21 protein-coding genes are annotated in these 26,943 nt (G+C 72.3%); 14 read left to right on the forward strand and 7 right to left on the reverse strand.

The window, feature by feature from the left end; translation table 11 throughout:
- The first annotated feature begins 36 nt into the window (after nucleotides 1-36).
- A complete protein-coding gene (locus CNQ36_RS03410) occupies nucleotides 37-1,644 on the forward strand; it encodes an endo-1,4-beta-xylanase (RefSeq protein ID WP_228322583.1) in 1,608 nt (535 codons plus the stop codon).
- Nucleotides 1,645-1,713: 69 nt separating this feature from the next.
- Here the strand turns inward: CNQ36_RS03410 and CNQ36_RS03415 are convergent, their stop codons facing one another.
- On the reverse strand, nucleotides 1,714-3,141 hold the full coding sequence (locus tag CNQ36_RS03415) for an endo-1,4-beta-xylanase (protein ID WP_121544877.1): 1,428 nt from the start codon (nucleotides 3,139-3,141) through the stop codon (nucleotides 1,714-1,716).
- Nucleotides 3,142-3,550: 409 nt separating this feature from the next.
- Between CNQ36_RS03415 and CNQ36_RS03420 the strand changes: the two genes are divergently transcribed.
- The gene (locus tag CNQ36_RS03420) at nucleotides 3,551-5,017 is read left to right on the forward strand and encodes a non-reducing end alpha-L-arabinofuranosidase family hydrolase (RefSeq protein WP_121544878.1); all 1,467 of its coding nucleotides are present in this window, start codon (nucleotides 3,551-3,553) and stop codon (nucleotides 5,015-5,017) included.
- Nucleotides 5,018-5,065: 48 nt separating this feature from the next.
- Here the strand turns inward: CNQ36_RS03420 and CNQ36_RS03425 are convergent, their stop codons facing one another.
- Both CNQ36_RS03425 and CNQ36_RS03430 read right to left on the reverse strand, forming a co-directional pair.
- Complete coding sequence (locus CNQ36_RS03425; protein WP_004935292.1) at nucleotides 5,066-5,599, reverse strand: 2'-5' RNA ligase family protein; 534 nt, start codon at nucleotides 5,597-5,599, stop codon at nucleotides 5,066-5,068.
- A gap of 115 nt (nucleotides 5,600-5,714) precedes the next feature.
- Nucleotides 5,715-7,073 (reverse strand): lipase family protein, encoded by a 1,359-nt coding sequence (locus CNQ36_RS03430; protein ID WP_121544879.1) that lies wholly within the window; start codon nucleotides 7,071-7,073, stop codon nucleotides 5,715-5,717.
- Nucleotides 7,074-7,366: 293 nt separating this feature from the next.
- Between CNQ36_RS03430 and CNQ36_RS03435 the strand changes: the two genes are divergently transcribed.
- Nucleotides 7,367-8,014 (forward strand): TetR/AcrR family transcriptional regulator, encoded by a 648-nt coding sequence (locus tag CNQ36_RS03435; protein ID WP_228312906.1) that lies wholly within the window; start codon nucleotides 7,367-7,369, stop codon nucleotides 8,012-8,014.
- 34 nt (nucleotides 8,015-8,048) lie between these two features.
- Here the strand turns inward: CNQ36_RS03435 and CNQ36_RS03440 are convergent, their stop codons facing one another.
- A complete protein-coding gene (locus CNQ36_RS03440; RefSeq protein ID WP_228312907.1) occupies nucleotides 8,049-8,360 on the reverse strand; it encodes an FAD-dependent monooxygenase in 312 nt (103 codons plus the stop codon).
- Between the two features lie 240 nt (nucleotides 8,361-8,600).
- Here CNQ36_RS03440 and CNQ36_RS03445 point away from each other — a divergent pair, with 240 nt between their 5' ends.
- The 11 genes from CNQ36_RS03445 (at nucleotide 8,601) to CNQ36_RS03495 (ending at nucleotide 22,822) form a co-directional block, all read left to right on the forward strand.
- The gene (locus CNQ36_RS03445; RefSeq protein WP_121544880.1) at nucleotides 8,601-9,452 is read left to right on the forward strand and encodes a fumarylacetoacetate hydrolase family protein; all 852 of its coding nucleotides are present in this window, start codon (nucleotides 8,601-8,603) and stop codon (nucleotides 9,450-9,452) included.
- 11 nt (nucleotides 9,453-9,463) lie between these two features.
- On the forward strand, nucleotides 9,464-10,816 hold the full coding sequence (locus tag CNQ36_RS03450) for an L-fuconate dehydratase (RefSeq protein ID WP_121544881.1): 1,353 nt from the start codon (nucleotides 9,464-9,466) through the stop codon (nucleotides 10,814-10,816).
- Complete coding sequence (locus CNQ36_RS03455) at nucleotides 10,813-11,574, forward strand: SDR family NAD(P)-dependent oxidoreductase (RefSeq protein WP_121544882.1); 762 nt, start codon at nucleotides 10,813-10,815, stop codon at nucleotides 11,572-11,574. Before CNQ36_RS03450 ends, CNQ36_RS03455 begins: the two co-directional genes overlap by 4 nt.
- Nucleotides 11,571-12,569 carry an aldo/keto reductase gene (locus tag CNQ36_RS03460; protein ID WP_121544883.1) on the forward strand — a complete coding sequence of 333 codons (999 nt, stop codon included), beginning with the start codon at nucleotides 11,571-11,573 and terminating at the stop codon, nucleotides 12,567-12,569. The genes CNQ36_RS03455 and CNQ36_RS03460 overlap by 4 nt, the downstream gene beginning before the upstream one ends.
- The gene (locus CNQ36_RS03465) at nucleotides 12,569-12,880 is read left to right on the forward strand and encodes an L-rhamnose mutarotase (RefSeq protein WP_121544884.1); all 312 of its coding nucleotides are present in this window, start codon (nucleotides 12,569-12,571) and stop codon (nucleotides 12,878-12,880) included. The genes CNQ36_RS03460 and CNQ36_RS03465 overlap by 1 nt, the downstream gene beginning before the upstream one ends.
- Entirely contained in the window at nucleotides 12,868-13,746 is an 879-nt protein-coding gene (locus CNQ36_RS03470; protein ID WP_410177116.1) for an amidohydrolase family protein, read from the forward strand. The genes CNQ36_RS03465 and CNQ36_RS03470 overlap by 13 nt, the downstream gene beginning before the upstream one ends.
- A gap of 180 nt (nucleotides 13,747-13,926) precedes the next feature.
- A complete protein-coding gene (locus CNQ36_RS03475; protein ID WP_228312908.1) occupies nucleotides 13,927-16,986 on the forward strand; it encodes an FAD-binding and (Fe-S)-binding domain-containing protein in 3,060 nt (1,019 codons plus the stop codon).
- Nucleotides 16,987-17,026: 40 nt separating this feature from the next.
- Nucleotides 17,027-18,844: a thiamine pyrophosphate-requiring protein gene (locus CNQ36_RS03480; protein WP_121548348.1), complete on the forward strand. Its 1,818-nt coding sequence runs from the start codon at nucleotides 17,027-17,029 to the stop codon at nucleotides 18,842-18,844.
- Nucleotides 18,841-19,992, forward strand: a complete 1,152-nt coding sequence (locus CNQ36_RS03485; RefSeq protein WP_121544886.1) for an enolase C-terminal domain-like protein — start codon at nucleotides 18,841-18,843, stop codon at nucleotides 19,990-19,992. Before CNQ36_RS03480 ends, CNQ36_RS03485 begins: the two co-directional genes overlap by 4 nt.
- A 34-nt stretch (nucleotides 19,993-20,026) precedes the next feature.
- Nucleotides 20,027-21,802 carry a glycoside hydrolase family 15 protein gene (locus tag CNQ36_RS03490; protein WP_121544887.1) on the forward strand — a complete coding sequence of 592 codons (1,776 nt, stop codon included), beginning with the start codon at nucleotides 20,027-20,029 and terminating at the stop codon, nucleotides 21,800-21,802.
- A gap of 9 nt (nucleotides 21,803-21,811) precedes the next feature.
- The gene (locus CNQ36_RS03495; RefSeq protein WP_121544888.1) at nucleotides 21,812-22,822 is read left to right on the forward strand and encodes an SDR family oxidoreductase; all 1,011 of its coding nucleotides are present in this window, start codon (nucleotides 21,812-21,814) and stop codon (nucleotides 22,820-22,822) included.
- Between the two features lie 64 nt (nucleotides 22,823-22,886).
- On the opposite strand, the gene CNQ36_RS03500 is transcribed toward CNQ36_RS03495, so the two are convergent.
- From CNQ36_RS03500 to CNQ36_RS03510, 3 genes are all read right to left on the reverse strand, one after another.
- On the reverse strand, nucleotides 22,887-24,407 hold the full coding sequence (locus tag CNQ36_RS03500) for a catalase (RefSeq protein WP_121544889.1): 1,521 nt from the start codon (nucleotides 24,405-24,407) through the stop codon (nucleotides 22,887-22,889).
- Nucleotides 24,408-25,116: 709 nt separating this feature from the next.
- Nucleotides 25,117-25,362 (reverse strand): DUF5302 domain-containing protein, encoded by a 246-nt coding sequence (locus tag CNQ36_RS03505; RefSeq protein ID WP_121544890.1) that lies wholly within the window; start codon nucleotides 25,360-25,362, stop codon nucleotides 25,117-25,119.
- Between the two features lie 97 nt (nucleotides 25,363-25,459).
- Nucleotides 25,460-26,815 (reverse strand): DEAD/DEAH box helicase, encoded by a 1,356-nt coding sequence (locus CNQ36_RS03510; protein ID WP_121544891.1) that lies wholly within the window; start codon nucleotides 26,813-26,815, stop codon nucleotides 25,460-25,462.
- Between the last annotated feature and the right edge of the window lie 128 nt (nucleotides 26,816-26,943).

The following is a 26,943-nucleotide window of genomic DNA, read 5'->3' on the forward strand; positions in this document are numbered from 1 at the left end:
ACCTCCGCGCCCGCGGGGGGACCTGTGGAGGACCTCTTGAACGGCAGGGACTGGGCTCACTTCGCCGGCGGGAAGCCCACGCCCACGGGGGTACGGATCACACCCCTCGACCGGCGCATCACACGCCAGGACGGTACGGGCGGACAGCCGAACCCACCGGTGAACCTGCGCGGTCCCCACATGGTGTTCCGAGGGGATGTCCGGATCGAAGCCGGCCTGCGGCGCACGGATGACACGGATGCCTACCTGCATCTGTACGGCGAGACGCCGGTCATCTACGACGAATGGCGTTACGAACGGCGCGGCGTGCGCATCGGCGTGGCCGGCGGGAGGCTCCGGATCGACCGCTGGGACGGGGACTCCGACAGACCTGCGATGACCCGGACCTTCGGGAGCGGCCTGGGGCGCGAAGTCCGCCTCGCCGTCGAAGTCCGCGCGAACAGGCTCGTGCTGGAGGCCGACGGCAGGGTCGTGGGAACCGTTCCCGCGCGGGACGTCTTCGGCGGTGGCCGCATCTGGTTCGGCGCGGATGCGGGAGCCAGCGGGAAGGGCTGGACCCTCAGCGATCTCCACGCGCGGTCACTGGGACGGGGCCGGATGTCCGTCGTGGACGCGCCTGGCCTGCGAGTGCCCCGGTCCAGCGATGCGATGCGTGATCTGGCGGCGGGTCTCCCCCGCCCGATCCGCATGGGAACCGCCCTGGCCGCGGGCCCCTTGCTGACTGACAGCGCCTACCGCCGGACGGCGGGTGAGGAGTTCTCCATGCTTACGCCGGAGAACGACTTCAAGCCGCAGTTCGTCCAGCCTCGACGCGGCGTGTTCGCGTTCGCGGAAGGCGATACCTTGGTGGACTTCGCCGAGGCCAACAGGATGAAGGTGCACGCTCACACCCTCGTCTGGTTCGAAGCCCTGCCCGCATGGATGCGTGCCGAGATGACGCACGAGCAACGCAGGCGCGTCATGGTGGAGCACATACGCGCGGTGGCGGGCCACTTCCGGGGGAAGGTGGCGGAATGGGACGTGGTGAACGAGCCCATGTCCGACGAGGATGAGGACTACTCCAACGGCAACCGGGGCGTGCGGCCACAGTTGTGGTTCGAAGCGATGGGTGAGCAGTACATCGACATCGCCTTCCATGCTGCCCGCGAGGCCGACCCGCACGCGGCGCTGTACCTCAACGAGTACGGGGTGGAGGAGGACGGTCCACGCTGGGACGCCCTCTACGCGCTGCTGATCCGGTTGACGGAGCGGGGCGTTCCGATCGATGGCGTCGGTTTCCAGGACCACGAATACGCCGTCGGCGACCGTACCGACCCCGAGGTCTTCCGAGGCAAGGTCCGGGCTCTGGCCGGGCTCGGCCTGAAGGCCCGGGTCTCGGAGGCGGACGTCCTCGTCGACGAGGACGAAGAGGACGTCCAGGCCCGCCAGTTGGCGGGGAAACTCGCAGTCTGCGGCGAAGAACCCAACTGCACCTCGTTCTCGACCTGGGGTTTCACCGACAAGTACGGCTCCACGGCCGACCTGCGTCACTACCCCCCGAGTCCGGGAAACGCTCTTCCCTGGGACGCGGCGTACGAGGCGAAACCCGCCTACTGGGCACTGCGTGACGTCCTGGACGACGCCCGCCGCTCGGGTACTGGATAGGTACGGCGAACACCGCGAACGACGGGGGCGCCGCCGTCGAGGCGGCGCCCCCTGCTCGTGCGGGCCCGGTCAGGTGCGGGTCCAGCGCTGGTTGCTGCCGTTCGAGCAGGAGTAGAGCTGAATCGGGGTGCCGTTGGCGGTGCCGCCTGCGTCGAGGCAGAGGCCGGACTGGACGCCGACGACGGATCCGTCGGAGTTGAGGCGCCACTTCTGGTTGTCGCCGCCCCAGCAGCTGTAGATCTGGACCTTGGCGCCGTTGCCGGTGCCGGCGGCGTCCAGGCACTTGTTGCCGTAGACCCTGAACTCACCGGCATCGGTGTACGTCCACTGCTGGTTGGTGCCGCTGTGACAGTCCCACAGCTGGAGCTGGGTGCCGTCGGTGGTGCTGCTGCTGGGCACGTCCAGGCAGCGGCCCGAACCGACGCCCTTGAGCTGTCCGCCGTCCGCGGGCGGTGTGGTGGTGCCGCCGTTGAGTGCGTTGAGGACGGCCGTGTAGGCGGGCTTCTTGCTGCCGTCGTTGTTGAACAGCAGGGGCGTGTCCCCCGAGCGCCAGGAGTCGCTGTCGCGCACACCCCAGACCGTGACGCCGAGGCAACGGGAGACGGCCAGGCAGTCGTTGACGACGTTGGCGTAGGTGGTGGACGAGGCGCCCTGGATGTCGAGTTCGGTGACGGCCACGTCGACGCCGAGGGCGGCGAAGTTCTGCAGGGTGGTGCGGAAGTTGCTGTTGTAGGGGCTGCCGCTGTTGAAGTGCGACTGGAAGCCGACACAGTCGATCGGCACGCCGCGCTGCTTGAAGTCCCGCACCATGTTGTACATGGCCTGGGTCTTGGCCCAGGTCCAGTTCTCCACGTTGTAGTCGTTGTAGCAGAGCTTGGCGGAAGGGTCGGCGGCGCGCGCCGCGCGGAAGGCGACCTCGATCCAGTCGTTTCCGGTGCGCTGCAGGTTGGAGTCGCGCCGTGCCCCCGAACTCCCGTCGGCGAAGGCCTCGTTCACGACGTCCCACTGTGCGATCTTGCCCTTGTAGTGGGCCATCACGCCGTTGATGTGGTCGATCATCGCCTGGCGCAGCGCGCTGCCGCTGAGGCTCTGCATCCAGCCGGGCTGCTGGGAGTGCCAGGCCAGGGTGTGGCCGCGCACCTGCTTGCCGTTCTGCACCGCCCAGTTGTAGACGCGGTCGGCGGCGGTGAAGTTGAACTGGCCCCGCTGCGGTTCGGTGGCGTCGATCTTCATCTCGTTCTCGGCCGTCACCGAGTTGAACTCACGGCCCGCGATCGTCGCGTACGTCGAGTCGCTCAGCCTGTTCGCGGCGATGGCGACGCCGAAGTAGCGGCCGCTCTGGGCCGCCGCGGCGCCGAGCGTGCTCTCGGCGGCGTGTGCGGGCGGCGGCGTGACCAGTGCGATCGCCGCACCGAGGACGCCGACGACCAGCGCCAGCAGTAAGCCGCGGATCTTGCGGCGGACGACATGTCCGCCGGGAAGGGCGTACGAGCCCATGGCTGTGCCTCCAAGGCAGCAGGAATGACGGGATCACCGAGCACCGCGGCCGTGGGATCCGAGGGTCTCGGCCGGCACGGACGGTCCCGGTCGGCCACCGGGTGCAGTTGTTCGACATCTCGGCCTGCGGTCGGTTCGCCAGACAGATGATTGAGCGTTGACGGTGACTCGTCAATCCTTGTGGCAAGAAAAGTTTCCGCTCCTATCTCGAAACTTTCGATGGCCATATGAAGGTGAACGGACCTCTAGGACCTCGCCCGAGGCGAGGAACTGTTTGCGGACAGATCGACGACAGACCTTGACCGGAGGGCCCGACCTTCCTAGCTTGTGGCGCCACAGGTTCGGAATCCCCGCGAAACTTTCGAATCCCCCATCCCGGCTACCACCCACCCCCATTGGAGGCCCTCTGATGTGGCTTCGTCACCCGTCCCCGGTCCGCCCAAGACGCTTACTCGGCGTCCTCGCGCCCCTGCTGCTGCTGGCCGCCTTCCTCGGCGCCCAGCCCGCGGAGGCCGCGACCGTGGACCCCAACGCCTCGTATGTGCTGGTCAACCGCAACAGCGGCAAGGCCCTGGACGTCTACAACCTGGCGACCGACGACGGCGCCCGCATCACCCAGTGGACCAGGAACGACCAGAGTCAGCAGCAGTGGCAGTTCGTCGATTCCGGAGACGGCTACTACCGCGTCAAGTCCCGCCACTCGGGCAAGGTGCTGGACGTCCACAACTGGTCCACCGCGAACGGCGGCTCGATCGTCCAGTGGACCGACCTGAACGCCACCAACCAGCAGTGGCGGCTGGCCGACAGCTCGGACGGCTACGTGCGGCTCGTCTCGCGCCACAGCAACAAGGCCCTCGAAGTACAGGGCGGCTCGACCGCCGACAACGCGAACATCGTGCAGTACGACGACTGGGGCGGAACCAACCAGCAGTGGCGGCTCGTCAAGGTCGGCGCCGACACCCCCGGCTCGTGCGATCTGCCGTCGGCCTACCGCTGGACGTCGACGGGCGCGCTGGCGCAGCCCAAGCAGGGGTGGGTCTCGCTCAAGGACTTCACCGTCGCCCCGTACAACGGCAGACAACTCGTCTACGCCACCACGCACGACACGGGGACGAGGTGGGGTTCGATGAACTTCAGCCCGTTCGGCAACTGGTCGGAGATGGCCTCGGCCGGCCAGAACACGATGTCCAACTCGACCGTCGCACCCACGCTCTTCTACTTCGCGCCGAAGAACATCTGGGTGCTCGCCTACCAGTGGGGCCGGACCGCGTTCTCCTACCGGACGTCGAACGACCCCACCAACCCGAACGGCTGGTCGTCCGAGCAGGTGCTCTTCTCCGGAAGCATCTCCGGCTCCGGAACGGGCCCCATCGACCAGACCCTCATCGGTGACGGCACGAACATGTACCTGTTCTTCGCCGGCGACAACGGCAAGATCTACCGGGCCTCCATGCCGATCGGGAACTTCCCGGGCAGCTTCGGCTCGACATCGACGGTGGTCATGAGCGATACGACGAACAACCTGTTCGAAGCCCCGCAGGTCTACAAGCTGCAGGGCCAGAACCGGTATCTCATGATCGTCGAGGCGATCGGCTCGCAGGGCCGGTACTTCCGCTCGTTCACGGCCACCAGTCTGAACGGCTCCTGGACACCGCAGGCCGCGACCGAGAGCAATCCCTTCGCCGGCAAGGCCAACAGCGGCGCCACCTGGACCAACGACATCAGCCACGGCGAACTGATCCGCACCAGCGCCGATCAGACCATGACCGTCGATCCCTGCAATCTGCAGTTGCTCTACCAGGGACGCAGCCCCAACTCCGGCGGTGACTACGGCCTCCTGCCGTACCGTCCGGGTCTGCTGACCCTGCAGCGCTGAACGGCCCCTGCCAACGGGACACGAGTCACGGTCCACGTCCGAGACCGTTCACGGGCGGGGCTCCAGCACCTCCAGGGCGCCGGTTTCGGTGTCGTAGCTGCGCAGGGTGGTGAGGCGGGCCGTGAGGGGCGGCGCCGGGAGGAGTTCGGGGACCCGCCGGCCGGCGAAGGCGCCGGCGCGCCGGGTCCGGCCGAGGGTGATGTGCGGGCTCCAGCGCCCCGGCGTGTGGAAGGGGTTGAGGGCCTCGGGCGGGCTGTCCGAGGCCACCGCCTCCCACACCCGGAGGTGCAGACCGGCCAGCGCGGCGTCGCAGTCCAGCGCCCAGGCCAGCACCGAGGTGGGCCGCTCGAAACGGACGACTCCGGTGAAGCGCACCGGCAGCGGCAGCGCGGCGGCCACCTCGGCGAGTTCCCAGCGGATCGGAGCGGTCAGCTCCGGGCAGGCGGCCAGGGTGAGGTGCGGGCTGTTCGTAGGTGAGCGGTGGCGCGCCTGACTGGGCAGGCCGGCGTCCGCCAGCCGCCTCCAGGCCTCCCGGACGGCCAGTTCCGCCGCCTCGTCCAACAGGAGCTCGACCGTGCGCACCGCCGCAGCCTACCGGCGATCACCGGGACCGACGGCAGCGGTCCCCCGCCGTCCCCGGTCCCCGCCGGTGGCGGCGTCGCCGGGACGGCGGCCCGGCGACGTCGCGCGTTGGCGGTCAGGGCTGGAGGGGCATGGTCCAGCAGTTGGAGGTGGCGGCCTTGCCGGCGAGGCGGTCGGTCAGCCAGGAGATGGCGTCGCCCTGGTCGGTGAGGAGCGGCACGAGGTGGTTGGTGAGGATCTTGTCGCCCAGGTACGGCAGCTTGAGTGCGTCGTAGGTGACGTCGGCGCCCTTGCGGCACCAGTCCACGGCCAGTTGCCTCGCCTGGGAGTGGGGCACGATGTCGTCGAAGACGCCGGTGGCCACCCGCACGGGCCCTGCGGGCTTCAGCCGGCCGATCCGCTGGTTGTCCAGCGCGGCCTGTGCGGCGGGCGCGGACGCGATGACCTCTCCGAGGGACCTGCCGTCCTTGGTCCACTTGCTGCTCTTGGCGAAGCCGTAGCCGAACAGCGCGTCGCCGACGCACATGGTCGACGCGTCGGCCAGCACCGCCCTGCCGCTGTCGCTGATGTTCTGTTCGACCACGGCCCGCACGTCCGGGTCGGCCTGGGCGAAGCCGTTGATCGACCAGGCCAGCGCACCGGCGAGAGCGCTGCCGTCGATCCCCTTCATGGTGGATATGAGATCGGCCGGCGGGGCGCCCGCGTAGGTTCCCTTGAGCGGGACGTCGGGGGCGTAGGACGGCTGGAGTTCGGCCGCCGAGGCCGACGCGCCGCCGCCCTGGCTGTAGCCGTACAGGCCGGTGGGAGAGGCGGCGGTGACCGAGGCGCCCGGCACCGAGCGGGCGGCCCGGGCCGCGTCCAGCAGGGCGTGTCCCTCGTCGAGCCGGTTGACGTAGGTGTGCAGGCGGTCGGTGGCGCCGAGCCCGACGTAGTCGGTGAGGACGACCGCCGCGCCGGTGGCCAGGATGCGGTAGACGGCGAGGGCCTCGTAGCCCACGGAGACGGTGTCGCCGGTGAGGGTGAGCGGGTTCTCCAGCGCGAACGAGGGGGCGCACTGGTCGCCCTGGCCCATGGTGCCCGAGGCCACCGCGACCAGCGGGCGCGGCCCGGGCTTCGTCCAGGCGGCCGAGGGCTCGATGTAGGCGCCGGTGACGGCGACGGGCTTCCCGTTGGAGTCGGTGGACCTGTACATCAGACGGGTCGCCGTGCCCGGCATCGGCTTGCCGTCGAGACCCGGGATGCTGAGCCCCAGCTTCATCGGTTCGGTGCGGATCAGCGCACCGTTCGCGGAGGGCAGCTGGGCCGGCGGGTTGTAGAAGGCGGGGATGGTGACCCCGCGGGACACCACGAGTTCGCCGCCCGCGGCCGAGGCGGGCGCGGTCACCAGGCAGAGGCAGACGCCGCCCGCGACGGCGCCGGCGAGCAACCGGGCTCCGCCCCGGGGGACGGAGGGGAGGGATCTCTTGCGGCTCAAGGTGTACTCCTCGCTCGGTGTGGGGTGTTCGGGGTCGATCGGAGGGCCGTGCCGACGTCCTTCGTGGTGATGCGTCCATAGCGCGTGCGGCCACGGCGATCGGCGGCTGAGTACGCCCGACCGGCGGGGCGCGAAGTGCGGTTACCCGGCGGTCACTTACCGGAGAGTAAGAGGTGGTGTCACTGACTGACAAGATGTCGGCGAACGCCATTTCGGATGTGTGGACGGCGGGCGGACGGCGGCCCCTCGTTATGCTGCGGGGGGGGGCAGAGGACGGGGACGGTGGAGCGAGCGTGCGCCAGACGCCGGTTGAGGCACTGCGGCAGGGGACGACGGGGGCCGGGGGCCTGTCCCTCGTCGAGCGCCGCAAGGCGGCACTGCGCTTCGAGATCGCCTGCGCGGCGGTGCACTTGTTCACCTCGCAGGGGGTCGCCGCCACGACGGGCGAACAGATCGCGCAGTCCGTGGGGATCTCCTCCCGCACCCTGTGGCGCCATTTCCCCACGAAGGAGAGCTGCGTCCTTCCCCTGCTGACGGCGGCGCTCGACTTCGCCGTGGACCGCCTGCGTCACTGGCCGGCGGAGACGAGCCTGCTGGACTTCTTCGCCGAGACCTGCCGCAAGGGTGACCTGCCCGCCGCCACCCCGGAGATCCTCGACCTGATCCGCATGACCTCCACCGAACCGGCCCTGCGCGCCGTGTGGCTCCAGGCCCACGACGACGCGCTTCCCGTCCTCGGCGGGCTTCTCGCGCGGCGCTCCGGCGCCGATGCCGGCGACCTGAGGGTGACGGTGCACGCGGCGACGCTGAACGGCGCCCTGCGGGCGGCGGTGGAGGACTTCGCCCGGCGGTACGCGGACCGGCCGGACGCCGCGGACGCCGAACTCGCCCGCTGTCTCGACGCCGCCCTGCGCGCGGCCTCGGAGGGACTCCCCTACTGAAGCCGGACCGCACCCGCTCGGGGCGCCCGGCGGTTCACCGCCCTCCCGGCCAGCCGGTGTAGGCCTCGGCGAGACAGGTCGACCCCGCGGTGGAGCCGGTCACCGCGGCCGGCTCGCCCTCCTGGCGCCGGACGTCGAAGGGGGTGGCCTCCGGCAGCGTGTGCAGCATGGTGGTCATCCAGCAGAAAAAGTGCTGGGCCTTCCAGACCCGGCCCAGCGCCCGCTCGCCGGCGTCGGCGAGGGCCAGGTTGAGGCCCTTGGCGCCGGTCGGCGGCACCGTGTGCGCGGCATCGCCTGGCGCGCGGCTGGTCACCGACCGTCCGGGCTCCGCAGCGTTGCCTGTCATGACCCACATCGTTCCGCCCGCTCGTCACTCCGGGAACACGTCCCCGAAGTCATCGGATGGATCGCGTCATCGAGAGCCCAACAAGTCGGAAAGCGATGCCGGAGAGGGAAAGTGAAGCAGAAAGGTCGGATGTCTTCTTGCGGAAGATCGCCGGTCGCTCTTATGGTCGAGCCCGGACAGTCATCCGGCGCAGGGGTCCGAAGGACCTGGGCCTCCGGGAGCGACGACGGGAGAGAGAACATGAAGCTGTTGCGAGTCGGGGACCCGGGGCGAGAGATTCCGGCGGTCCTCGGCGACGACGGCGACGCCTTCGCGCTCACGGGCCTCACCGACGACATCGACGGAGCGTTCCTCGCCTCCGGCGGCGTCGACAGGGCCCGGCAGGCACTGGCCGCGGGAGCGCTGCCGCGACTCGACACGGCCGGACGGCGGATCGGCGCTCCCGTCGCCCGCCCGGGCAAGGTCGTGTGCGTCGGCCTCAACTACCGCGACCACGCCGAAGAGACCGGTGCGGCCGCCCCCGAGCGGCCGGTGGTCTTCATGAAGGACCCCTCCACCGTCGTGGGCCCCTACGACACGGTGCGCATTCCCCGCGGCTCGGTGAAGACCGACTGGGAGGTCGAACTCGCCGTCGTCGTCGGCGCCGAGGCCCGCTACCTGGCCGGCCCCGGCGAGGCGGCCGGTCACATCGCCGGCTACGCGATCAGCAACGACGTCTCCGAGCGGGAGTTCCAGCTCGAGTACTCCCCCCAGTGGGACCTCGGCAAGTCCTGCGAGACCTTCAACCCGCTGGGCCCCTGGCTGGTGACCCCCGACGAGGCGGGCGACCCGCAGCGCCTGGGACTGCGCCTGTCCGTCAACGGGGAGGTCCGCCAGGACGGCGACACCAAGAACATGATCTTCGACGTCGCCCATCTCGTCTGGTACCTCAGCCAGTACATGGTGCTGCGCCCCGGCGACGTCATCAACACCGGCACCCCGGCCGGCGTGGCCCTCGGTCTGCCCGGCACCCCCTACCTGCGCGCGGGCGACGAGGTCGAGCTGTCCATCGACGGTCTCGGCACCCAGCGCCAGACGTTCACCGACGCGTGAAAGGCACCGAGTTGTCCGCACCCACCGGGCGGATCACCGCCGTCGACACCTACGACATCCGCTTCCCGACCTCACGGGAGCTGGACGGGTCCGACGCGATGAACCCCGACCCCGACTACTCCGCCGCCTACGTCGTGCTGCGCACCGAGGGGGGCGGACCGGAGGGCCACGGCTTCACCTTCACCATCGGCCGCGGCAACGACGTCCAGGTCGCCGCAGTCGACGCGCTGCGCGACCATGTCGTCGGACGCTCGGTGGCCGGGCTGTGCGCCGACCCCGGCTCGCTCTACCGCGACCTGATCGGGGACAGCCAGCTGCGCTGGCTCGGACCCGAGAAGGGCGTGATGCACATGGCGATCGGGGCGGTCGTCAACGCCGTGTGGGATCTGGCGGCCCGGTGCGAGGGCAAGCCGCTGTGGCGGCTCCTCGCCGACGCCGACCCCGCCTGGCTGGTCTCCCAGATCGACTTCCGCTACCTCACCGATGCCCTGACCCCGGAAGAGGCCCTTGCACTCCTCAGCAAGGGCAAGCAGGGCGCGGCCGGGCGGACCGCCGAGCTGCTGCGCCGCGGTTACCCCGCCTACACGACCTCCCCGGGCTGGCTCGGGTACTCCGACGAGAAGCTCACCCGCCTCGCCCGGCAGGCCGTCGCCGAGGGGTTCACCCAGATCAAGCTGAAGGTCGGCGCCGACCTCGACGACGACATCCGCCGCTGCCGCGCCGCCCGGGCGGCCGTGGGCCCCGGCATCCGGATGGCCGTCGACGCCAACCAGCGCTGGGACGTCGGCGAGGCCGTCGCCTGGACGAAGGCGCTCGCGGAGTTCGACCCGTACTGGATCGAGGAACCCACCAGCCCCGACGACGTCCTCGGCCACGCCGCCGTCCGGCGGGGCGTGCACCCCGTCAAGGTCGCCACCGGCGAACACGTGCAGAACCGCGTCGTCTTCAAGCAACTCCTGCAGGCCGGCGCCGTCGACGTCCTCCAGCTGGATGCCGCACGCGTGGCCGGCGTCAACGAGAACCTGGCGATCCTGCTGCTCGCCGCCAAGTTCGGGGTACCGGTCTGCCCGCACGCCGGCGGCGTCGGACTGTGCGAACTCGTCCAGCACCTCTCGATGTTCGACTACGTGGCCCTCACCGGCACCACCGAGGACCGCGTCATCGAGTACGTCGACCACCTGCACCAGCACTTCCTCGACCCGGTGGTGATCACCGACGGCCACTACCGGGCGCCCGCCTCGCCCGGCTTCTCCTCCGCCATGCACCGGGCCAGCATCGACGCCTACACCTATCCGCACGGCACGTTCTGGGCCGCCGACGCGGCATCCGGCGAGCCGGGCACGGACACGGAGGTCCACGCGTGACGACCGCTCTGCACGGGCTCACCGCACTGGTCACGGGAGGCGCCTCCGGCATCGGTCTCGCCACCGCCCGGCTGCTCGCCGAGCACGGCGCGGACGTCGCCGTCCTCGACCGCGATCCGGGCGGCGTGCCCGCTCCGCTGCGCGCCTTCACCGCCGACGTCACCGACGACCGCGCCGTCCGCGCCGCCGTCGAGGGGGCCGCCGAAGTGCTCGGCGGGATCGACATCCTGGTCAACAACGCCGGAATCGGCGCCGCCGGAACCGTGGAGGACAACGCGGACGAGGAGTGGCACCGCGTGCTGGACGTCAACGTCCTCGGCATCGTCCGCACCACGCGGGCCGCCCTGCCGTACCTGCGCCGCTCCTCCGTCGCCTCCGTCGTCAACACCTGTTCCATCGCCGCCACCGCGGGACTGCCGCGGCGTGCCCTGTACTCGGCCAGCAAGGGCGCGGTCCTGTCCCTCACCCTGGCCATGGCCGCCGACCACGTCCGTGAGGGCATCCGGGTCAACTGCGTCAACCCCGGCACCGTCGACACCCCCTGGGTCGGCCGGCTGCTCGACGCCGCCGACGATCCGGCCGCAGAGCGCGCCGCGCTCGAGGGCCGCCAGCCCACCGGGCGCCTGGTGACGGCGCATGAGGTGGCCGCCGCCGTCGTCCACCTCGCCTCCCCCGCCGCGGGCAGCACCACCGGCACCGCCCTCGCGGTCGACGGCGGCATGGCCGGCCTGCGGCTGCGCCCGGAGCCGCGGTCGTGACCGCCCGTCAGCACCGGCTCGGGGAGAGCGCCGTACGGGTCAGCACGCTAGCCCTCGGCGCGGCCGGCATCGGCAACCTGTTCACCCCCGTGACCGACGACGAGGCCGCGGAGGCCGTCGATACCGCCTGGGAGGCGGGCGTCCGGTACTTCGACACGGCCCCGCACTACGGTCTCGGCCTGTCGGAGCGCCGGCTGGGCGCGGCCCTGCGCGCACGGCCGCGCCACGAGTACGCCGTGTCCACCAAGGTCGGCCGCATCCTGGAGCCGGTCCCCTCGGCCACCGGCGACGATCTCGCCCATGGCTTCGCCGTCCCCGCCACCCACCGCCGGCGCTGGGACTTCAGCGCCCGCGGTGTGCGCCGGTCGATCGAGGAGAGCCTGCGGCGGCTCGGTCTGGACCGGATCGACATCGTCTACCTCCACGACCCCGACGACCACATGGAGCAGGCGCTCGAGCAGGCGTACCCGGAACTGGAGCGGCTGCGCGCCGAGGGAGCGGTCGGCGCGATCGGCGCCGGCATGAACCACGCGGGCCCGCTCGCCCGTTTCGTCCGCGAGACCGACATCGACGCCGTCCTGCTGGCGGGCCGTTACACGCTGCTGGACCAGTCCGGGTTCGCCGGACTGCTGCCGCTCGCCGCCGAGCGGGGCGTCGGCGTGGTCGTCGGAGGCGTCCTCAACTCCGGCGTGCTCGCCGACCCGCGTCCCGGGGCCACCTTCGACTACGCCCCGGCGCGGCCCGACCTGCTGGCCCGGGCGCTGGACATCCGGGCGGTCTGCGAGCGGCACGGAGTACCGCTGCGCGCCGCCGCCCTGCACTTCCCCCTCGGGTCCCCCGCCGTCACGAGCGTCCTGACCGGAGCCCGCAGCGCGGCCGAGGTCCGGGACGCCGCCGCCCTGCTCGGCCGCCCGGTGCCGGACGCGCTCTGGGCGGAGCTCAGGGAACGCGGGCTGCTCCCCGCCGGCGTCCCCACCCCCCGGGAGGCCGGCTGATGCGCGTCGCCCTGCACACCCGCGTGCGCGAGGACGGCGTCGCGCGGTACGAGGCCGCCCACCGCGAGGTGCCGGCCGGGCTCACCGCCGCCATCCGGGCCGCGGGCGTCACCTCGTGGACCATCTGGCGCAGCGGCCGCGAGCTGTTCCACCTGCTGGAGTGCGAGGACTACGCCCGGCTGCTCGCCGAACTGGAGCACCTCCCGGTCAACGTGGCCTGGCAGGCGCGGATGGCCGACCTCCTCGACGTCGTCCACGACTACTCCGAGGACGGCGCCGGGGCGGGACTCCCGGTGGTGTGGGAGCTGTGACCGGCCGGCGGATCATCGACGCGCACCACCACGTCTGGGACCTCGCGGTCCGGCCGCAGCCGTGGATCACCGGCGACGCCCTCGCCCCGCTCGCCAGGACCTTCCCGGTCGCGGAACTCGCCGCCGAGGCGCGGGCGGCGGGCGTGTCCGGCACGGTCGTCGTGCAGACCGTCTGCGTGCCCGGGGAGACGCCGGAGCTGCTGGCGCTCGCCGCCGGCAGCGACCTGGTCGCCGGGGTCGTCGGATGGACCGACCTCACCGCGCCGGACGTCGCCGACGCGATCGCCGCGCTGCGGGCACGGCCCGGCGGCGACCGGCTGGCCGGCATCCGCCACCAGGTGCAGGAGGAGCCGGACCCGCGCTGGCTGCTGCGCCCGGACGTCATGCGCGGGCTGAGCGCCGTCGCCGGGGCCGGGCTCGTCTACGACCTGGTCGTCAAGCCGCACCAGCTGGCCGCCGCGGCGGAGGCCGCGGCCCGGCTCCCCGGACTCACCTTCGTCCTCGACCATCTCGGCAAGCCCCCGATCGCCTCGGGCGCGCTGGAACCCTGGGCCGCCGGCCTGCGCCGGCTGGCCGCCCTGCCCAACACCGTGGGCAAGCTCTCCGGCCTGGTCACCGAGGCCGCCCCCGGCGCGTGGCGGGCAGAGGGCCTCGCACCGTACGCGCGGTGCGCCCTCGACGCCTTCGGCCCGCGGCGGCTGCTGTTCGGCTCCGACTGGCCGGTCTGCACCCTGCGGGCGGACTACGCGACGGTTCTCGGGATCGCGGACACGCTCACGGCGGGCCTGTCCCTCGCGGAGAAGGACGCGGTGTTCGGCGGCAACGCGGTCCGCGTCTACGGACTGCGGGACCACCGGGCGCCCTGATTCCACGGGGGCTGCCGTGACCGCGGCCCACCGGAGCCGCTTCGCACCCGCACGTCTCCCGGCCCGTGACGAACGGCCGCGCTGGGGTACCTGGACGGGGCTCGACGCTCACTTTCGTCACGAAGGTCCGGTACAGGACCTCCGGCGGCCCGGTGGAACGCGGGAAAGGGAGGCGGATCGGTGGAAGGCGAACCGGTGTCGGTGGACGTGGCCGGACTGGAGGAGGCACTGCGCGACCGGGTGCGGGGCGAGGTCCGCTTCGACGCCGGCAGCCGGGGCGCCTACTCCACCGACGGTTCGAACTACCGGCAGGTGCCGATCGGCGTGGTCGTGCCGCACGACGTGGAGGCCGGCGCCGAAGCGGTCGCGGTGTGCGCGCGGTTCGGCGCCCCGGTGCTGTCGCGGGGCGCGGCGACCAGCCTCGCGGGCCAGTGCACCAACGCCGCCGTCGTCATCGACTGGACGAAGTACTGCGACCGACTGGTCTCCCTCGACACGGAACGGCGTACGTGTGTGGTGGAGCCGGGGATCGTGCTGGACGAGCTCAACCGGCGGCTTTCCGCCCACGGACTGAAGTTCGGTCCCAAGCCCTCCACCCACAGCCACTGCTCCCTGGGCGGCATGATCGGCAACAACTCCTGCGGCGCCTCCGCCCAGGCGTACGGCAAGACCGTGGACAATGTGCGGCGCCTGGAGGTCGTGACCTACGACGGGACGCGCTGCTGGACCGGTCCCACTCCGGCCGGTGAGTTCGAGCGGATCGTCGCGGCGGGAGGCCGGCGGGCCGAGCTGTACCGGGGGCTGCGGGACATCGTCGACCGCCGCCTGGGCGAGATCCGGCTGCGCTACCCCGACATCCCCCGGCGGGTGTCCGGCTACAACCTGGACTCGCTCCTGCCCGAGAAGGGCTTCGACCTGGCGCGTGCCCTCGTCGGAAGCGAGGGCACGCTGGTGACGGTGCTCCGCGCCGAACTCGACCTGGTGCCGGTGCCGCCGTACGAGGCCATGATCGTGCTCGGGTACCCGGACATCTGCGCCGCCGCGGACGACGTGCCGCGCCTGCTGGAGCACGGGAACCCCGAACTGCTGGAGGCCATCGACGGACGGATGGCCCAGCTCATGCGGCAGGAGGACTCCCACCTCGACTCCCTGGAGCAGTTCCCCGAGGGCGAGAGCTGGCTCCTGGTGCAGTTCAGCGGCGACAGCCGGGAAGCCGCCGACTCCCAGGTACGCGCGCTCCTCGACGCCCTCGGCAAGAGCGGGGACGACCCGGACGTGGCGTTCTCCGACGATCCGCGGCGCGAACAGAAGATGCTGCGGGCCAGGGAGGCCGGGCTGGGCGTCACCGCGCGGCCGCCGGACGGCAGGGAGACCTGGGAGGGATGGGAGGACTCGGCCGTCCCCCCGGACCGGCTCGGAGACTACCTGCGCGACCTGCGCGCGCTGTTCTCCGAGTTCGGCTACGACGCCGCCTCGCTCTACGGCCACTTCGGCCAGGGCTGTGTGCACACCCGCATCCCGTTCGAACTGAAGACGGCCGACGGCGTGGCCGCGTTCCGCGCGTTCCTGCAGCGCGCCGCCGACCTGGTCACCTCCTACGGCGGCTCCCTTTCGGGCGAGCACGGAGACGGCCAGGCCCGCGGTGAGCTGCTGACCCGGATGTTCGGGGAGTCGCTGGTCACCGCGTTCGGCGAAGTGAAGGGGCTGTTCGACCCGGACAACCGGATGAACCCGGGAAAGGTCGTCGCCCCTCACCGCACCGACGAGAACCTGCGCCTGGGACCGCTGTGGCGGCCCCGCGTCGACCGGACCGAGTTCGGCTATCCGGAGGACGACCACTCCTTCACCCGGGCGGTCATGCGCTGCGTCGGCATCGGCAACTGCCGCAGCCACGAGGGCGGCGTCATGTGCCCCTCCTACCGGGCGACCGGTGAGGAGGAGCACTCCACCCGCGGCCGGTCCCGTCTGCTGTTCGAGATGCTCGGCGGGCACGCCGACTCCGCCGTCACCGACGGATGGCGCTCCACCGAGGTCAAGGACGCCCTCGACCTCTGTCTGTCCTGCAAGGGCTGCAAGTCCGACTGCCCCGTCGGCGTGGACATGGCCACGTACAAGGCGGAGTTCCTCTCCCACCACTACGCACGGCGCCCGCGCCCCGCGGCCCACTACTCCATGGGCTGGCTCCCGCTCTGGGCCCGCCTCTCCCGGGCGGCGCCCCGTCTGGTGAACGCCGCGCTCGGCGCACCGGGCGTCGCGCGAGCCGGCCGGTTCCTGGCGGGGGTGGCCGGCGAACGCGCGGCGCCCGCCTTCGCCGAGGAGTCCTTCCTCCAGTGGTGGGCCGCGCGTGGCCCCTCCGAGCCCGACCCCGCCGACCCGCGGACCGTCGTGCTGTGGCCCGACACGTTCTCCACGTACTTCCACCCCGCGATCGCGAAGGCCGCCGTGCGCGTGCTGGAGGACGCCGGGTTCCGGGTCACGGTGCCCGCCCGGGCCGTCTGCTGCGGACTCACCTGGATCTCGACCGGGCAGCTGGCCACCGCCAAGAAGGTCCTGCGCCGCACCCTTGACGTCCTGCGCCCCTGGATCGAGGCGGGGACGCCCGTGGTGGGTCTGGAACCCTCGTGCACCGCCGTCTTCCGCGGCGACGCCCCCGAGCTGATGCCGCACGACCAGGATGTCCGGCGGCTGTCCGCGCAGTTCCGCACGTTCGCCGAACTGCTGCTCGACAGCGCCCCCGACGGCTGGCGGCCGCCGCGGCTCGCACGGTCCGCCGTGGTCCAGACGCACTGCCACCAGCACGCGGTGACGAAGAACGACGCCGACCGGGAGCTGATGCGCCGCGCCGGCATCGACGCGGACGTCCTGGACGAGGGCTGCTGCGGACTCGCCGGCGACTTCGGCTTCACCCGCGGCCACTACGAGCTGTCCATGACCGTCGGGGAACGGGGCGTCCTGCCGGCGGTACGGGGCGCCGCCCCGAGCGCGATGGTCCTGGCGGACGGCTTCAGCTGCCGCACCCAGATCGAGCAGGGCGCCACCGGCCGCCGCGCCATGCACCTCGCCGAGGCGCTGGCGCTCGCCCTGGACGGCCCCCTGCCGGCCGACCACCCGGAGAAGAGCACCGCCCGCCCCGCGGTGGTCCGGCGCGACGCGCGCCTGCTCACCGCCGCCGTGATCACCGTCGCCGCCGCGGCGTCCGGGACCGCGTACGCCCTGCTGCGCCGGCGGATCCGGGCGTGACGGGCCCGGCAGAGGAGAGACGAGAGGAGATCCCGTGTCGATGAAGGTGTCCGACTACGTACTGCAGCGGCTGCGCGAGTGGGAGGTGGACCACGTCTTCTCCTACGCGGGCGACGGCATCAACGGTCTGCTCGCCGCCTGGGGGCGCGCCGAGAACCGGCCGAAGTTCGTCCAGGCCCGGCACGAGGAGATGGCCGCGTTCGAAGCCGTCGGGTACGCCAAGTTCTCCGGCAAGGTGGGCGTCTGCGCGGCCACCTCCGGGCCCGGCGCCATCCATCTGCTGAACGGCCTGTACGACGCGAAACTGGACCGCGTCCCGGTGGTGGCGATCGTGGGGCAGACCAACCGCAGCGCCATGGGCGGCTCCTACCAGCAGGAGGTCGACCTGCTGAGCCTCTACAAGGACGTGGCCTCCGACTTCTGCGAGATGGTGACCGTCCCCGAGCAGCTGCCCAACGTCATCGACCGCGCCGTGCGGACCGCCTACGGCAGGCGTACGGTGACCGCCGTCATCATCCCCGCGGACGTCCAGGAACTCGACTACTCGCCGCCCGCCCACGCCTTCAAGATGGTGCCCTCCAGCCTCGGCACGGCCCGGTACGCCCCCGTGCCGGCGGACGAGGACCTGGCCCGCGCCGCCGAGGTGCTGAACGCGGGTGAGAAGGTCGCCGTCCTGGTCGGACAGGGCGCACGCGGCGCCCGGGCCGAGGTCGAGGCGGTGGCGGACCTGCTGGGCGCGGGGGTCGCCAAGGCGCTGCTCGGCAAGGACGTGCTGCCCGACGACCTGCCGTACGTCACCGGGTCGATCGGACTGCTGGGCACCCGCCCGTCCTACGAGCTGATGATGGACTGCGACACCCTGCTCGTCATCGGTTCGAGCTTTCCCTACACGCAGTTCCTGCCAGAGTTCGACCAGGCCCGCGCCGTGCAGATCGACATCGACCCGCACAACATCGGCATGCGCTACCCCTTCGAGGTCAACCTCGTGGGGGACGCGCGGCGGACGCTCGAGAACCTGCTGCCGCTGCTGCGACGGAAGAAGCACGGCTCCTGGCGCAAGAAGATCGAGAAGGACACCGCCCGCTGGTGGGACGTCATGGAGCGCCGGGCCGCCGTCGAGGCGGACCCCGTCAACCCCGAGTACGTGGTGCACACCCTCGACGCGCTGCTGCCCGACGACGTCATCCTGGCCGCCGACTCCGGCTCCGCCGCCAACTGGTACGCCCGCCACCTGCGGCTCCGCGGCACGATGCGCGGCTCCCTGTCCGGCACGCTCGCCACGATGGGCCCGGGCGTCCCGTACGTCATCGGCGCCAAGTTCGCCCACCCCGGCCGCCCCGCCCTGGCGCTCGTCGGGGACGGCGCCATGCAGATGAACGGCATGGCCGAACTGGTCACCGCCGCCAAGTACTGGCGGGAATGGCAGGATCCCCGGCTGGTCGTCGCCGTGCTGAACAACCAGGACCTCAACCAGGTCACCTGGGAGATGCGCGCCATGTCCGGCGCACCCCAGTTCCTGCCCTCCCAGGCGATCCCGGACGTCCCCTACGCCGACTTCGCCCGCTCCGTCGGACTCGGCGGCGTACGGGTGGAGAAGCCCGACCTCGTCGAGGCGGCGTGGCGTGAGGCGCTCGCCGCCGACCGGCCCTTCGTGATCGACTTCCGCACCGACCCCGCCGTGCCCCCCATTCCGCCGCACGCCACCCGGGAGCAGGCCGAGGCCGTCGTGTCCGCGATCGTCAAGGGGGACAGCGACCGCGGCGGCATGGTCAGGCAGGGCATCAAGGCCAAGGTGCAGGAGTTCCTCCCCGGACGCCGTCAGGAGGGGAACGGTCCCGGCGCGCAGGGGAAGCGATGACGCGGGCGGGCGCCCCGCCCTCCGGGTCCGCGCTCGCCGGGGCCGGAGAGGGGCCGGCCGTGGACGCCGTCGAGGCGGCCGCGTACACCGTCCCCACCGACGCGCCCGAAGGCGACGGCACCCTGGCCTGGGACTCGACCACCCTGGTGCTCGTAAGGGTCCGTTCCGGCGCGATCACCGGCATCGGCTACACCTACGGCGCCCCGGCGACCGCCCGGGTCGTCGAGGAGCTGCTGGCGGGCGTGGTCGCCGATCGCAGCGCGTGGGACGTGCCGGCGGCCCACGAGGCGATGAACAGGGCGGTGCGGAACGCCGGCCGCCCCGGTCTGGTCGCCGGAGCGATCTCGGCGGTCGACATCGCCCTGTGGGACCTCAAGGCCCGTCTGCTCGGAATCCCCCTGGTGCGGCTGCTCGGGGCGAGCCGCGAGGACGTCCCCGTCTACGGCAGCGGCGGTTTCACCCCGTACGACGACGCGCGCCTCGACCGGCAGCTGCGCGGCTGGGTGGAAGGGCAGGGCATCCCACGGGTCAAGATCAAGATAGGCGAGTCCTGGGGGCGGGCCGAGCACCGCGACCGGGAACGGGTCGAGCGCGCCCGCCGGAGCATCGGGGACCGCACGGAGCTGTACGTCGACGCCAACGGGGCCTACACCCGCAAACAGGCGGTCCGCCTCGACCCGTTCCTCACCGATCGGGGCGTGACCTGGTTCGAGGAGCCCGTCTCCTCCGACGACCTGGAGGGACTGGCGCGGATCCGGGACTCGGTCACCGCCGACGTCGCGGCCGGGGAGTACGGCTACGCACTGCCCTACTTCCACCGGATGCTCGCCGCGGGCGCCGTGGACTGCCTGCAGGCCGACGCCACCCGGTGCGGCGGCGTCACCGGATGGCTGCGGGCCGCGGCCCTCGCCGAAGCGGCCGGGCTGGAGATCTCGGGACACTGCGCGCCGCATGTCCACGCACACGTCGCCGCCGCCGTCCCCAACCTGCGCCACCTGGAGTGGTTCCACGACCACGTACGCGTCGAACACCTCCTGTTCGAGGGCGTACTGGACCCGGCGGGCGGGGCGATCGGGCCCGGGATCTCCGGGAGACCGGGTCTGGGTCTCGCCTTCCGGACGGAGGCCGCCGCACCTCACCGGCGCTGACGCCTCCGCCCGGCCCGACAGGAACGGAAACCATGTGACCCCACCGCACGCACCGCAGTACGACCCACCCCCTCCGCATGTCCTGCGGGAGTACGCGCTGATCGCCGACGGTGAGCGCGGCGCCCTCCTCGGCCCGCGCGGCGACATCGCCTGGCTCTGTGCGCCCCGCTGGCATTCCGGCGCCGTCTTCTCCTCCCTCATCGGGGGTGCGGGCCACTACACGGTCAGCCCCCGGGGCCGGTTCGTGTGGGGCGGCTTCTACGAGGACGGCACACTGATCTGGCGCAGCCGCTGGACCACCGGGAGCGGCATCGTGGAGTGCCGGGAGGCACTGGCCTTCCCCGGCGACCCGCGCCGGGCCGTGCTGCTGCGCCGGATCGTCGCCGTCGAGGGACCTGCCGACCTCACCGTCCGCCTGGAGCCCCACGCGGACTTCGGCGCCCACCCCTCCCACCGCACCCGGCGCGACGAGGACGGCACCTGGAGCGGGCACGGCGGGGCACTGCGGTGGCGCTGGAGCGGAGCGGCCGCGGCACGCCCCTCGCGTCACCCGCGGCACTCCACCGGTCTCGCCATGGACCTGCACCTGGAGCCCGGGGACCGCAGGGACCTGGTCCTCGAGCTGAGTGAGGAACCGCTGCCCGAGAAGCCGGACGCCCCCCGTGCCTGGAGTGCCACGGAGGCCGCCTGGCGCCGGGAGACCCCCGCCCTGGACGCCGGTCTCGCCCCGGGGGACGCCCGGCACGCCTACACCGTGCTGCGCGGACTCACCGGTTCGACGGGCGGCATGGTGGGCGCCGCCACCACGAGTCTGCCCGAACGCAGCGAGGCCGGCCGCAACTACGACTACCGGTACGTGTGGATCCGGGACCAGTGCTACGCCGGCCAGGCCGTGGCCGCCGCGGGCCCGCATCCCCTGCTGGACGACGCGGTGCGGTTCGTCGCGGCGCGACTCCACGAGCACGGCCCGCGCACGGCCCCCGCCTACACCGTCACCGGTGGCCGGGTCCCCGACCAGCGGACCCTCGGGCTGAGCGGCTACCCGGGCGGCTACGACCGGGTCGGCAACCGGGTCAACCGGCAGTTCCAGCTCGACGTGTTCGGTGAGGCCCTGCTGCTGTTCGCCGCCGCCCACCGGCACGGCCGGCTGGACGCCGACGGGTGGCGGGCCGCCGGGATCGCGGCCGACGCCATCGCCCGGCGGAGGCACGAGCCCGACGCCGGAATCTGGGAACTCGACGACCGGGAGTGGACCCACAGCCGGCTCAGCTGCGCGGCCGGGCTGCGCTCCCTCGCCAAGGACGCCCCGGCCGGGCGCGCCCGGACCTGGACCGCGCTCGCCGACTCCCTCGTCGCCGAGACGGCGGCGACGAGCACCCACCCCAGCGGCCGCTGGCAGCGCTCCCCCGCCGACCCCGGGCTGGACGCCGCCCTGCTCCTGCCGCCCCTGCGAGGTGCCCTGGCGGCCGACGATCCGCGCACGGTGCGGACCCTGCGTGCCTACGCCCGGGAGCTGACCGACGACCACTACGCCTACCGCTTCCGCCACGACGCACGCCCCCTGGCCGAGGCCGAGGGCGCCTTCCTGCTGTGCGGCTATCTGATGGCCCTGGCGGAGCACCAGCAGGGCAACCGGGAGGAAGCACTGCGCTGGTTCGAACGCAACCGTGCCGCCTGCGGCCCACCGGGCCTCTACACCGAGGAGTACGACGTCGCCCAACGGCAGTTGCGCGGCAACGTGCCCCAGGCCTTCGTCCACGCCCTGATGCTCGAGACCTCCGTCAGGCTCCCCACCGCACCCGAACCCTGAGAGGGACCCATGTCCGAAACCGTGGTCATCACCGGCGCCAGCGCGGGCATCGGCCGTGCCACCGCCCGCGCCTACGCCGCCCGCGGCGCCGACGTCGTCCTCCTCGCCCGCGGCCGGGCCGGACTGGCCGCCACCGCCGACGAGGTCGAAAAGGCCGGTGGTCACGCGCTCGCGCTGCCCGTCGACGTGTCCGACCACCGGCAGGTCGAGGCCGCGGCCGACACCGCCGTGCGGACGTTCGGAGCGATCGACGTGTGGATCAACGTCGCCTTCGCCTCCGTCTTCGCGCCGTTCACCGACATCACGGCCGAGGAGTACGCGCGCGTCACCGACGTGACCTATCTGGGCTTCGTCAACGGGACACGGGCCGCCCTCGCCCGCATGCTGCCGCGGGACCGCGGCACCATCGTGCAGGTCGGCTCCGCCCTCGGTTCGCGCTCCGTACCGCTCCAGTCCGTCTACTGCGGTGCGAAGCACGCCATCAACGGCTTCACCTCGTCGGTGCGCACCGAACTCATGCACAACGGCAGCAACGTGCGCATCACGATCGCCCAGATGCCGGCCGTGAACACCCCCCAGTTCTCCTGGGTCCTGTCCCGCCTGCCCAGGAAGCCCCAGCCGGTGCCGCCGATCTACCAGCCGGAGGTGGCCGCGCGCGGCGTCCTGTACGCGGCGGACCACCCCGGACGCAAGCAGTTCTACGTCGGCGCCAGCACCGCCGCCACCATCGTGGCCAACAAGATCGCTCCGGGCCTCCTCGACCGCTACCTCGCCCGCACCGGGTACGACTCCCAGCAGACCGACCGGCCCGACGACCCGCGGCGCCGCCACAACCTCTGGGAACCGGTGGACGACGACACGGACCACGGCGCGCACGGCGCCTTCGACGACCGGTCCGGCGCCCGCGCTCCCCAGCTGTGGCTGTCCCACCACCCGGCGCTCTCGGCCGCCGTCCTCGCCGGCACCGCGCTCGGCGGCACGTGGGCGGCCGTACGGCTGGCCGGGCGAGGCGGGTCGTGACCCTGAGACGAACACGCACCGGCCGGCTCCGCGCGGCACGTCCGCGCGGAGCCGGCCGGGCGCGTCAGGCCTTGTGCTGCATGGAGCGACGTGCCGGGTTGCCCTGTTCGGCGGCCTTGGGGTCCTTCTCGTCGGCCTTGGCCCGGACACCGGCGGCGATGCGCTTGCCGATGGTCTCGTCGATGTTGGACCAGTACGCGAAGGCCCGTTCCAGCACGGGTTCGCTCACTCCGTTGAGGAGGTGCCCGACGACATTGTCGACCAGGCGGTCGCGGGCGGCGTCGTCCATCACCTCACGGACCATCGTGCCGGGCTGACCCCAGTCGTCGTCCTCGGGGTGGGAGACGTAGGCGGCGCGGGTGATCTCGCCGTCGGCCGTCCAGCTGGGCGGGGATCCGTGGCGCTCGGTGTCGGCCGCGGGGCCGCCCTTGGAGTTGGGGGCGTACACCGGGTCGGTGGTGTACCGGTACGCCATCGCCCCGTCCTTGGAGTACGTGTGGACGTCGACGACGGGCGCGTTCACGGGCAGCTGCTGGTAGTTGCCGCCGATGCGGTGGCGGTGGGCGTCGGCGTAGGAGAACAGCCGGGCCAGCAGCATGCGGTCGGGGCTCGGTCCGATGCCGGGGACGAAGTTGTTCGGCTGGAAGGCGGCCTGCTCGATCTGGGCGTGGTTGTCCGTGGGGTTGCGGTCGAGCGTCATGCGGCCGACCCGGATGAGCGGATAGTCGCCGTGCGGCCACACCTTGGTCAGGTCGAACGGGTTGAAGCGGTAGGACGCCGCGTCCTCGTACGGCATCACCTGCACGTACAGCGTCCAGCTGGGGTAGTCGCCGTCCCGGATGTGCTCGAAGAGGTCACGGGTGTGGTAATCTGTGTCGGCCGCGGCCATCTGGTCGGCCTCGTGCTGGGTGAAGTACTCGATGCCCTGGTCGGTCTTGAAGTGGTACTTCACCCAGAACCGCTCGCCGGCGGCGTTGATCCACATGTAGGTGTGCGAGGTGTAGCCGTTCATGTGGCGCCAGGTCCGCGGGATGCCGCGGTCCCCCATCAGCCAGGTGACCTGGTGGGCGGACTCCGGGGAGAGGGTCCAGAAGTCCCACTGCATGTCGTGGTCGCGCAGGTTGTTGTCGGCGCGGCGCTTCTGGGACCGGATGAAGTGCTGGAACTTCATCGGGTCCTTCACGAAGAACACCGGGGTGTTGTTCCCGACCATGTCGTAGTTGCCTTCGCTGGTGTAGAACTTCACCGCGAAGCCGCGCGGGTCGCGCCAGGTGTCCGGGCTGCCGCGTTCCCCGGCGACGGTCGAGAAGCGGGTGACCAGGTCGGTGCGGGTGCCGGGCTGGAACAGGGCCGCCTTGGTGTACGGGCTGACGTCGTCGGTCACCTCGAAGTGGCCGAACGCGCCGCTGCCCTTGGCATGCGGCTGGCGCTCGGGGATCCGCTCCCGGTTGAACTGCGCCATCTGCTCGATCAGATAGGCGTCCTGCAGCAGGATCGGCCCGTCGGGTCCCACGGTGAGAGAGTGCTCGTCACTCTCCACCGGTGCGCCGGAGTCGGTCGTGGTGGCGGGTCGGGTCTCCGTCATGACTCTGCCTTCCGTGGTGCGTCAGCAGCGGTATCGGGACGTGGTGAGGGCGCCGGCGTCCGGCGTGTGCGGCGCGGCCGCCGCCTCGGCGCTCCGCACGCCGCGCGGACGCGGCGTGCGGACACTCCGGACCGGTACCTCGTTTCCCACGAGGCGCGTGACCCGGAGCAAGGCTGGTAAACATCCTCGTTGACGTATCCGGAGGCCGCCACCGAGGGATGCGCGCGCCGCCGGGCGTCCGCGGGGCCCCGCCGGCGTCCGGTGGAGGCCGGTCGGGGGAGCGCGCGCCCGGGGAGCCGCTCCGCCGCGGTCCGCCCGCCGGCGTCCGGCACGGACGGGAAACCCCCGAACGGGTGCACGGCTTCCGTGGGCGCGGAGCGCCTGTCCGGGGCCCGCGTGCACTCCGGCGTCTCACCGGGCGCGCGGCGGACGCCGGGAGCGACGGAGAAGAGCAGTGCGGCATAAGGAAGGGCGTCCGCCGGGCCCGGCCGGGCAGCACGGTCCCCGGGCGGGGACGACAAGAGGGGAAGGTGGCGAACGCCGCCGTGGTGCCGGCGACGGGCCGGTCCCGGATGAGGGGACGCAGGAACTCGGTCCCCGGCGAGCGGCCCCCGGGACGAAGTGCCGCCGGTCGTCGATGTGCCGCGTTCGCGGAGGCCCCGCGTCCGCAGCGGGCCGGACCGCCGGTGGAGCGGCCCGGCCGGTCGGCTCAGCCGCCGCTCTTGCGCCTGAACGACCGCTGGCTCGACGCCGGGCCGTGCGTCGCACGCACCTTGGACGTACGGGAGTTGGCGGCCGCGTCGGCGGCGTCGGACTGCGCGCCGCGCTTGCGCGCCAGGGCTTCGCGGAACTTGCGCTTGAGGTCGTAGTTGCCGTCGGCGTCCGGCGCGACGGGGGACGCCTCGGGGGCCTCCGCCGGCTCCGAACCTTCGGTGGCTGCGGGCTCTGCGGTCATGGTGACCTCCTGGGTTCGGGGGTGGGCGTTCACAGCTTGTCATGCCGGGCACGGTGCGCGGCGCACGTCCCGTCATCCCGCTCCGGGGCGACGCGGCTCAGCCGTTGCGGCGCACGAGCGCGGCCTTGCGGGCCTCCGCGAGCTTGCGGGCCTCCCCGGCCTTCCGGGACTTGCCGCCGGTGCCGCGGGAGGCGCCCTTGCTGGTGCCGAGACCGCGGAAGGGAGCGTTGGTGTTCTTCGGCCGGGGGGCGGCGGGCCCGCCGTCGAGCGGGGTCCCGGAGGGGGTCCTGGCGCCGGTGATCCGGCTCAGCTCCGCCTCGCCCGAGCGCAACTTGGTGACGGCCGCCTCGACGCCGGCCTCGGCCATCATCCGGCTCGTCTCGCGGCGCGCGCCCGCCGTCACGAGCGTGACCACGCTGCCGGACGCGCCGGCGCGGGCGGTGCGGCCCGCCCGGTGCACGTAGTCCTTGGGGTCGGCGGGCGGGTCGACGTTGACCACGAGATCGAGGTCGTCGATGTGCAGGCCGCGAGCCGCGACGCCGGTCGCCACCAGAACGGTGATCCCGCCGTCCTTGAACTGCGCCAGGGTCCGGGTGCGCTGCGGCTGGGACTTGCCGCCGTGCAGGGCTCCCGCGGGCACCCCGCTGGCCCGCAGGTGCCGGGTGAGCTGGTCGACGGCGTGCTTGGTGTCGAGGAACAGCAGGACGCGGCCGTCGCGGGCGGCGATCTCCGTGACGACGGCGTAGCGGTCGGGGCCGTGGACGACCAGTACGTGGTGCTCCATCGTGGTGACCGCGCCGGCGGGCGGGTCGACCGAGTGGACGACGGGGTCGTGGAGGTAGCGGCCGACCAGCTTGTCGACGTCACGGTCCAGGGTGGCGGAGAACAGCATCCGCTGGCCGTCGGGGTGCACCTGGTCGAGGGCGTCGGTCACCTGCGGCAGGAATCCCATGTCGCACATCTGGTCGGCCTCGTCCAGCACGGTGATCCGCACGCTGCCCAGGCGGCAGGCGTTGCGCTCGATCAGGTCGTGCAGACGTCCGGGGGTGGCGACGACCACCTCGGCTCCCTGGCGCAGCGCGGCGGTCTGCCGGCCGATCGACAGGCCGCCGACGACCGTGGTCATCCGCAGCCGAAGCGCCTCGGCGTACGGCGCGAGGTCCTGGGTGACCTGCTGGGCCAGCTCCCGGGTGGGCACGAGGACCAGGGCGAGGGGCTGCTTGGGTGCGGCGCGCCGGCCGGCCGTCCGGCTCAGCAGCGGCAGTCCGAAGGCGAGCGTCTTGCCCGATCCGGTGCGCCCGCGTCCCAGGACGTCGCGTCCCTCCAGGGAGTCGGGCAGGGTGGCGGCCTGGATCGGGAAGGGTTCGCGCACCCCGAGCGCGCTCAGTGTCCGCAGCACCTCCGCCGGCAGTCGCAGACCGGAGAAGGAGGCGGAGCCGTCGGGATGATTCATGGGCAGCCTTCCGTAGGAGCACGTACCGAGGAAGGCCCGGCGGGACTGTACGGCCCGCGCGGCAGCGGAACCGCACGGGCGACGTCGCCCACCGCGACGACCACGCAAAAGCGTGACCCTAACACAGG

This window comes from Streptomyces fungicidicus, assembly GCF_003665435.1.
Taxonomy (GTDB): domain Bacteria; phylum Actinomycetota; class Actinomycetes; order Streptomycetales; family Streptomycetaceae; genus Streptomyces; species Streptomyces fungicidicus.

Bases quoted from the DNA above. Each gene is read 5' to 3' on its own strand.
- CNQ36_RS03415 (WP_121544877.1), bottom strand. From the start codon at position 3,141: ATGGGCTCGTACGCCCTTCCCGGCGGACATGTCGTCCGCCGCAAGATC.
- CNQ36_RS03420 (WP_121544878.1), top strand. From the start codon at position 3,551: ATGTGGCTTCGTCACCCGTCCCCGGTCCGCCCAAGACGCTTACTCGGC.
- CNQ36_RS03440 (WP_228312907.1), bottom strand. From the start codon at position 8,360: ATGACAGGCAACGCTGCGGAGCCCGGACGGTCGGTGACCAGCCGCGCG.
- CNQ36_RS03445 (WP_121544880.1), top strand. From the start codon at position 8,601: ATGAAGCTGTTGCGAGTCGGGGACCCGGGGCGAGAGATTCCGGCGGTC.
- CNQ36_RS03465 (WP_121544884.1), top strand. From the start codon at position 12,569: ATGCGCGTCGCCCTGCACACCCGCGTGCGCGAGGACGGCGTCGCGCGG.
- CNQ36_RS03480 (WP_121548348.1), top strand. From the start codon at position 17,027: ATGAAGGTGTCCGACTACGTACTGCAGCGGCTGCGCGAGTGGGAGGTG.
- CNQ36_RS03485 (WP_121544886.1), top strand. From the start codon at position 18,841: ATGACGCGGGCGGGCGCCCCGCCCTCCGGGTCCGCGCTCGCCGGGGCC.
- CNQ36_RS03495 (WP_121544888.1), top strand. From the start codon at position 21,812: ATGTCCGAAACCGTGGTCATCACCGGCGCCAGCGCGGGCATCGGCCGT.
- CNQ36_RS03500 (WP_121544889.1), bottom strand. From the start codon at position 24,407: ATGACGGAGACCCGACCCGCCACCACGACCGACTCCGGCGCACCGGTG.
- CNQ36_RS03505 (WP_121544890.1), bottom strand. From the start codon at position 25,362: ATGACCGCAGAGCCCGCAGCCACCGAAGGTTCGGAGCCGGCGGAGGCC.
- CNQ36_RS03510 (WP_121544891.1), bottom strand. From the start codon at position 26,815: ATGAATCATCCCGACGGCTCCGCCTCCTTCTCCGGTCTGCGACTGCCG.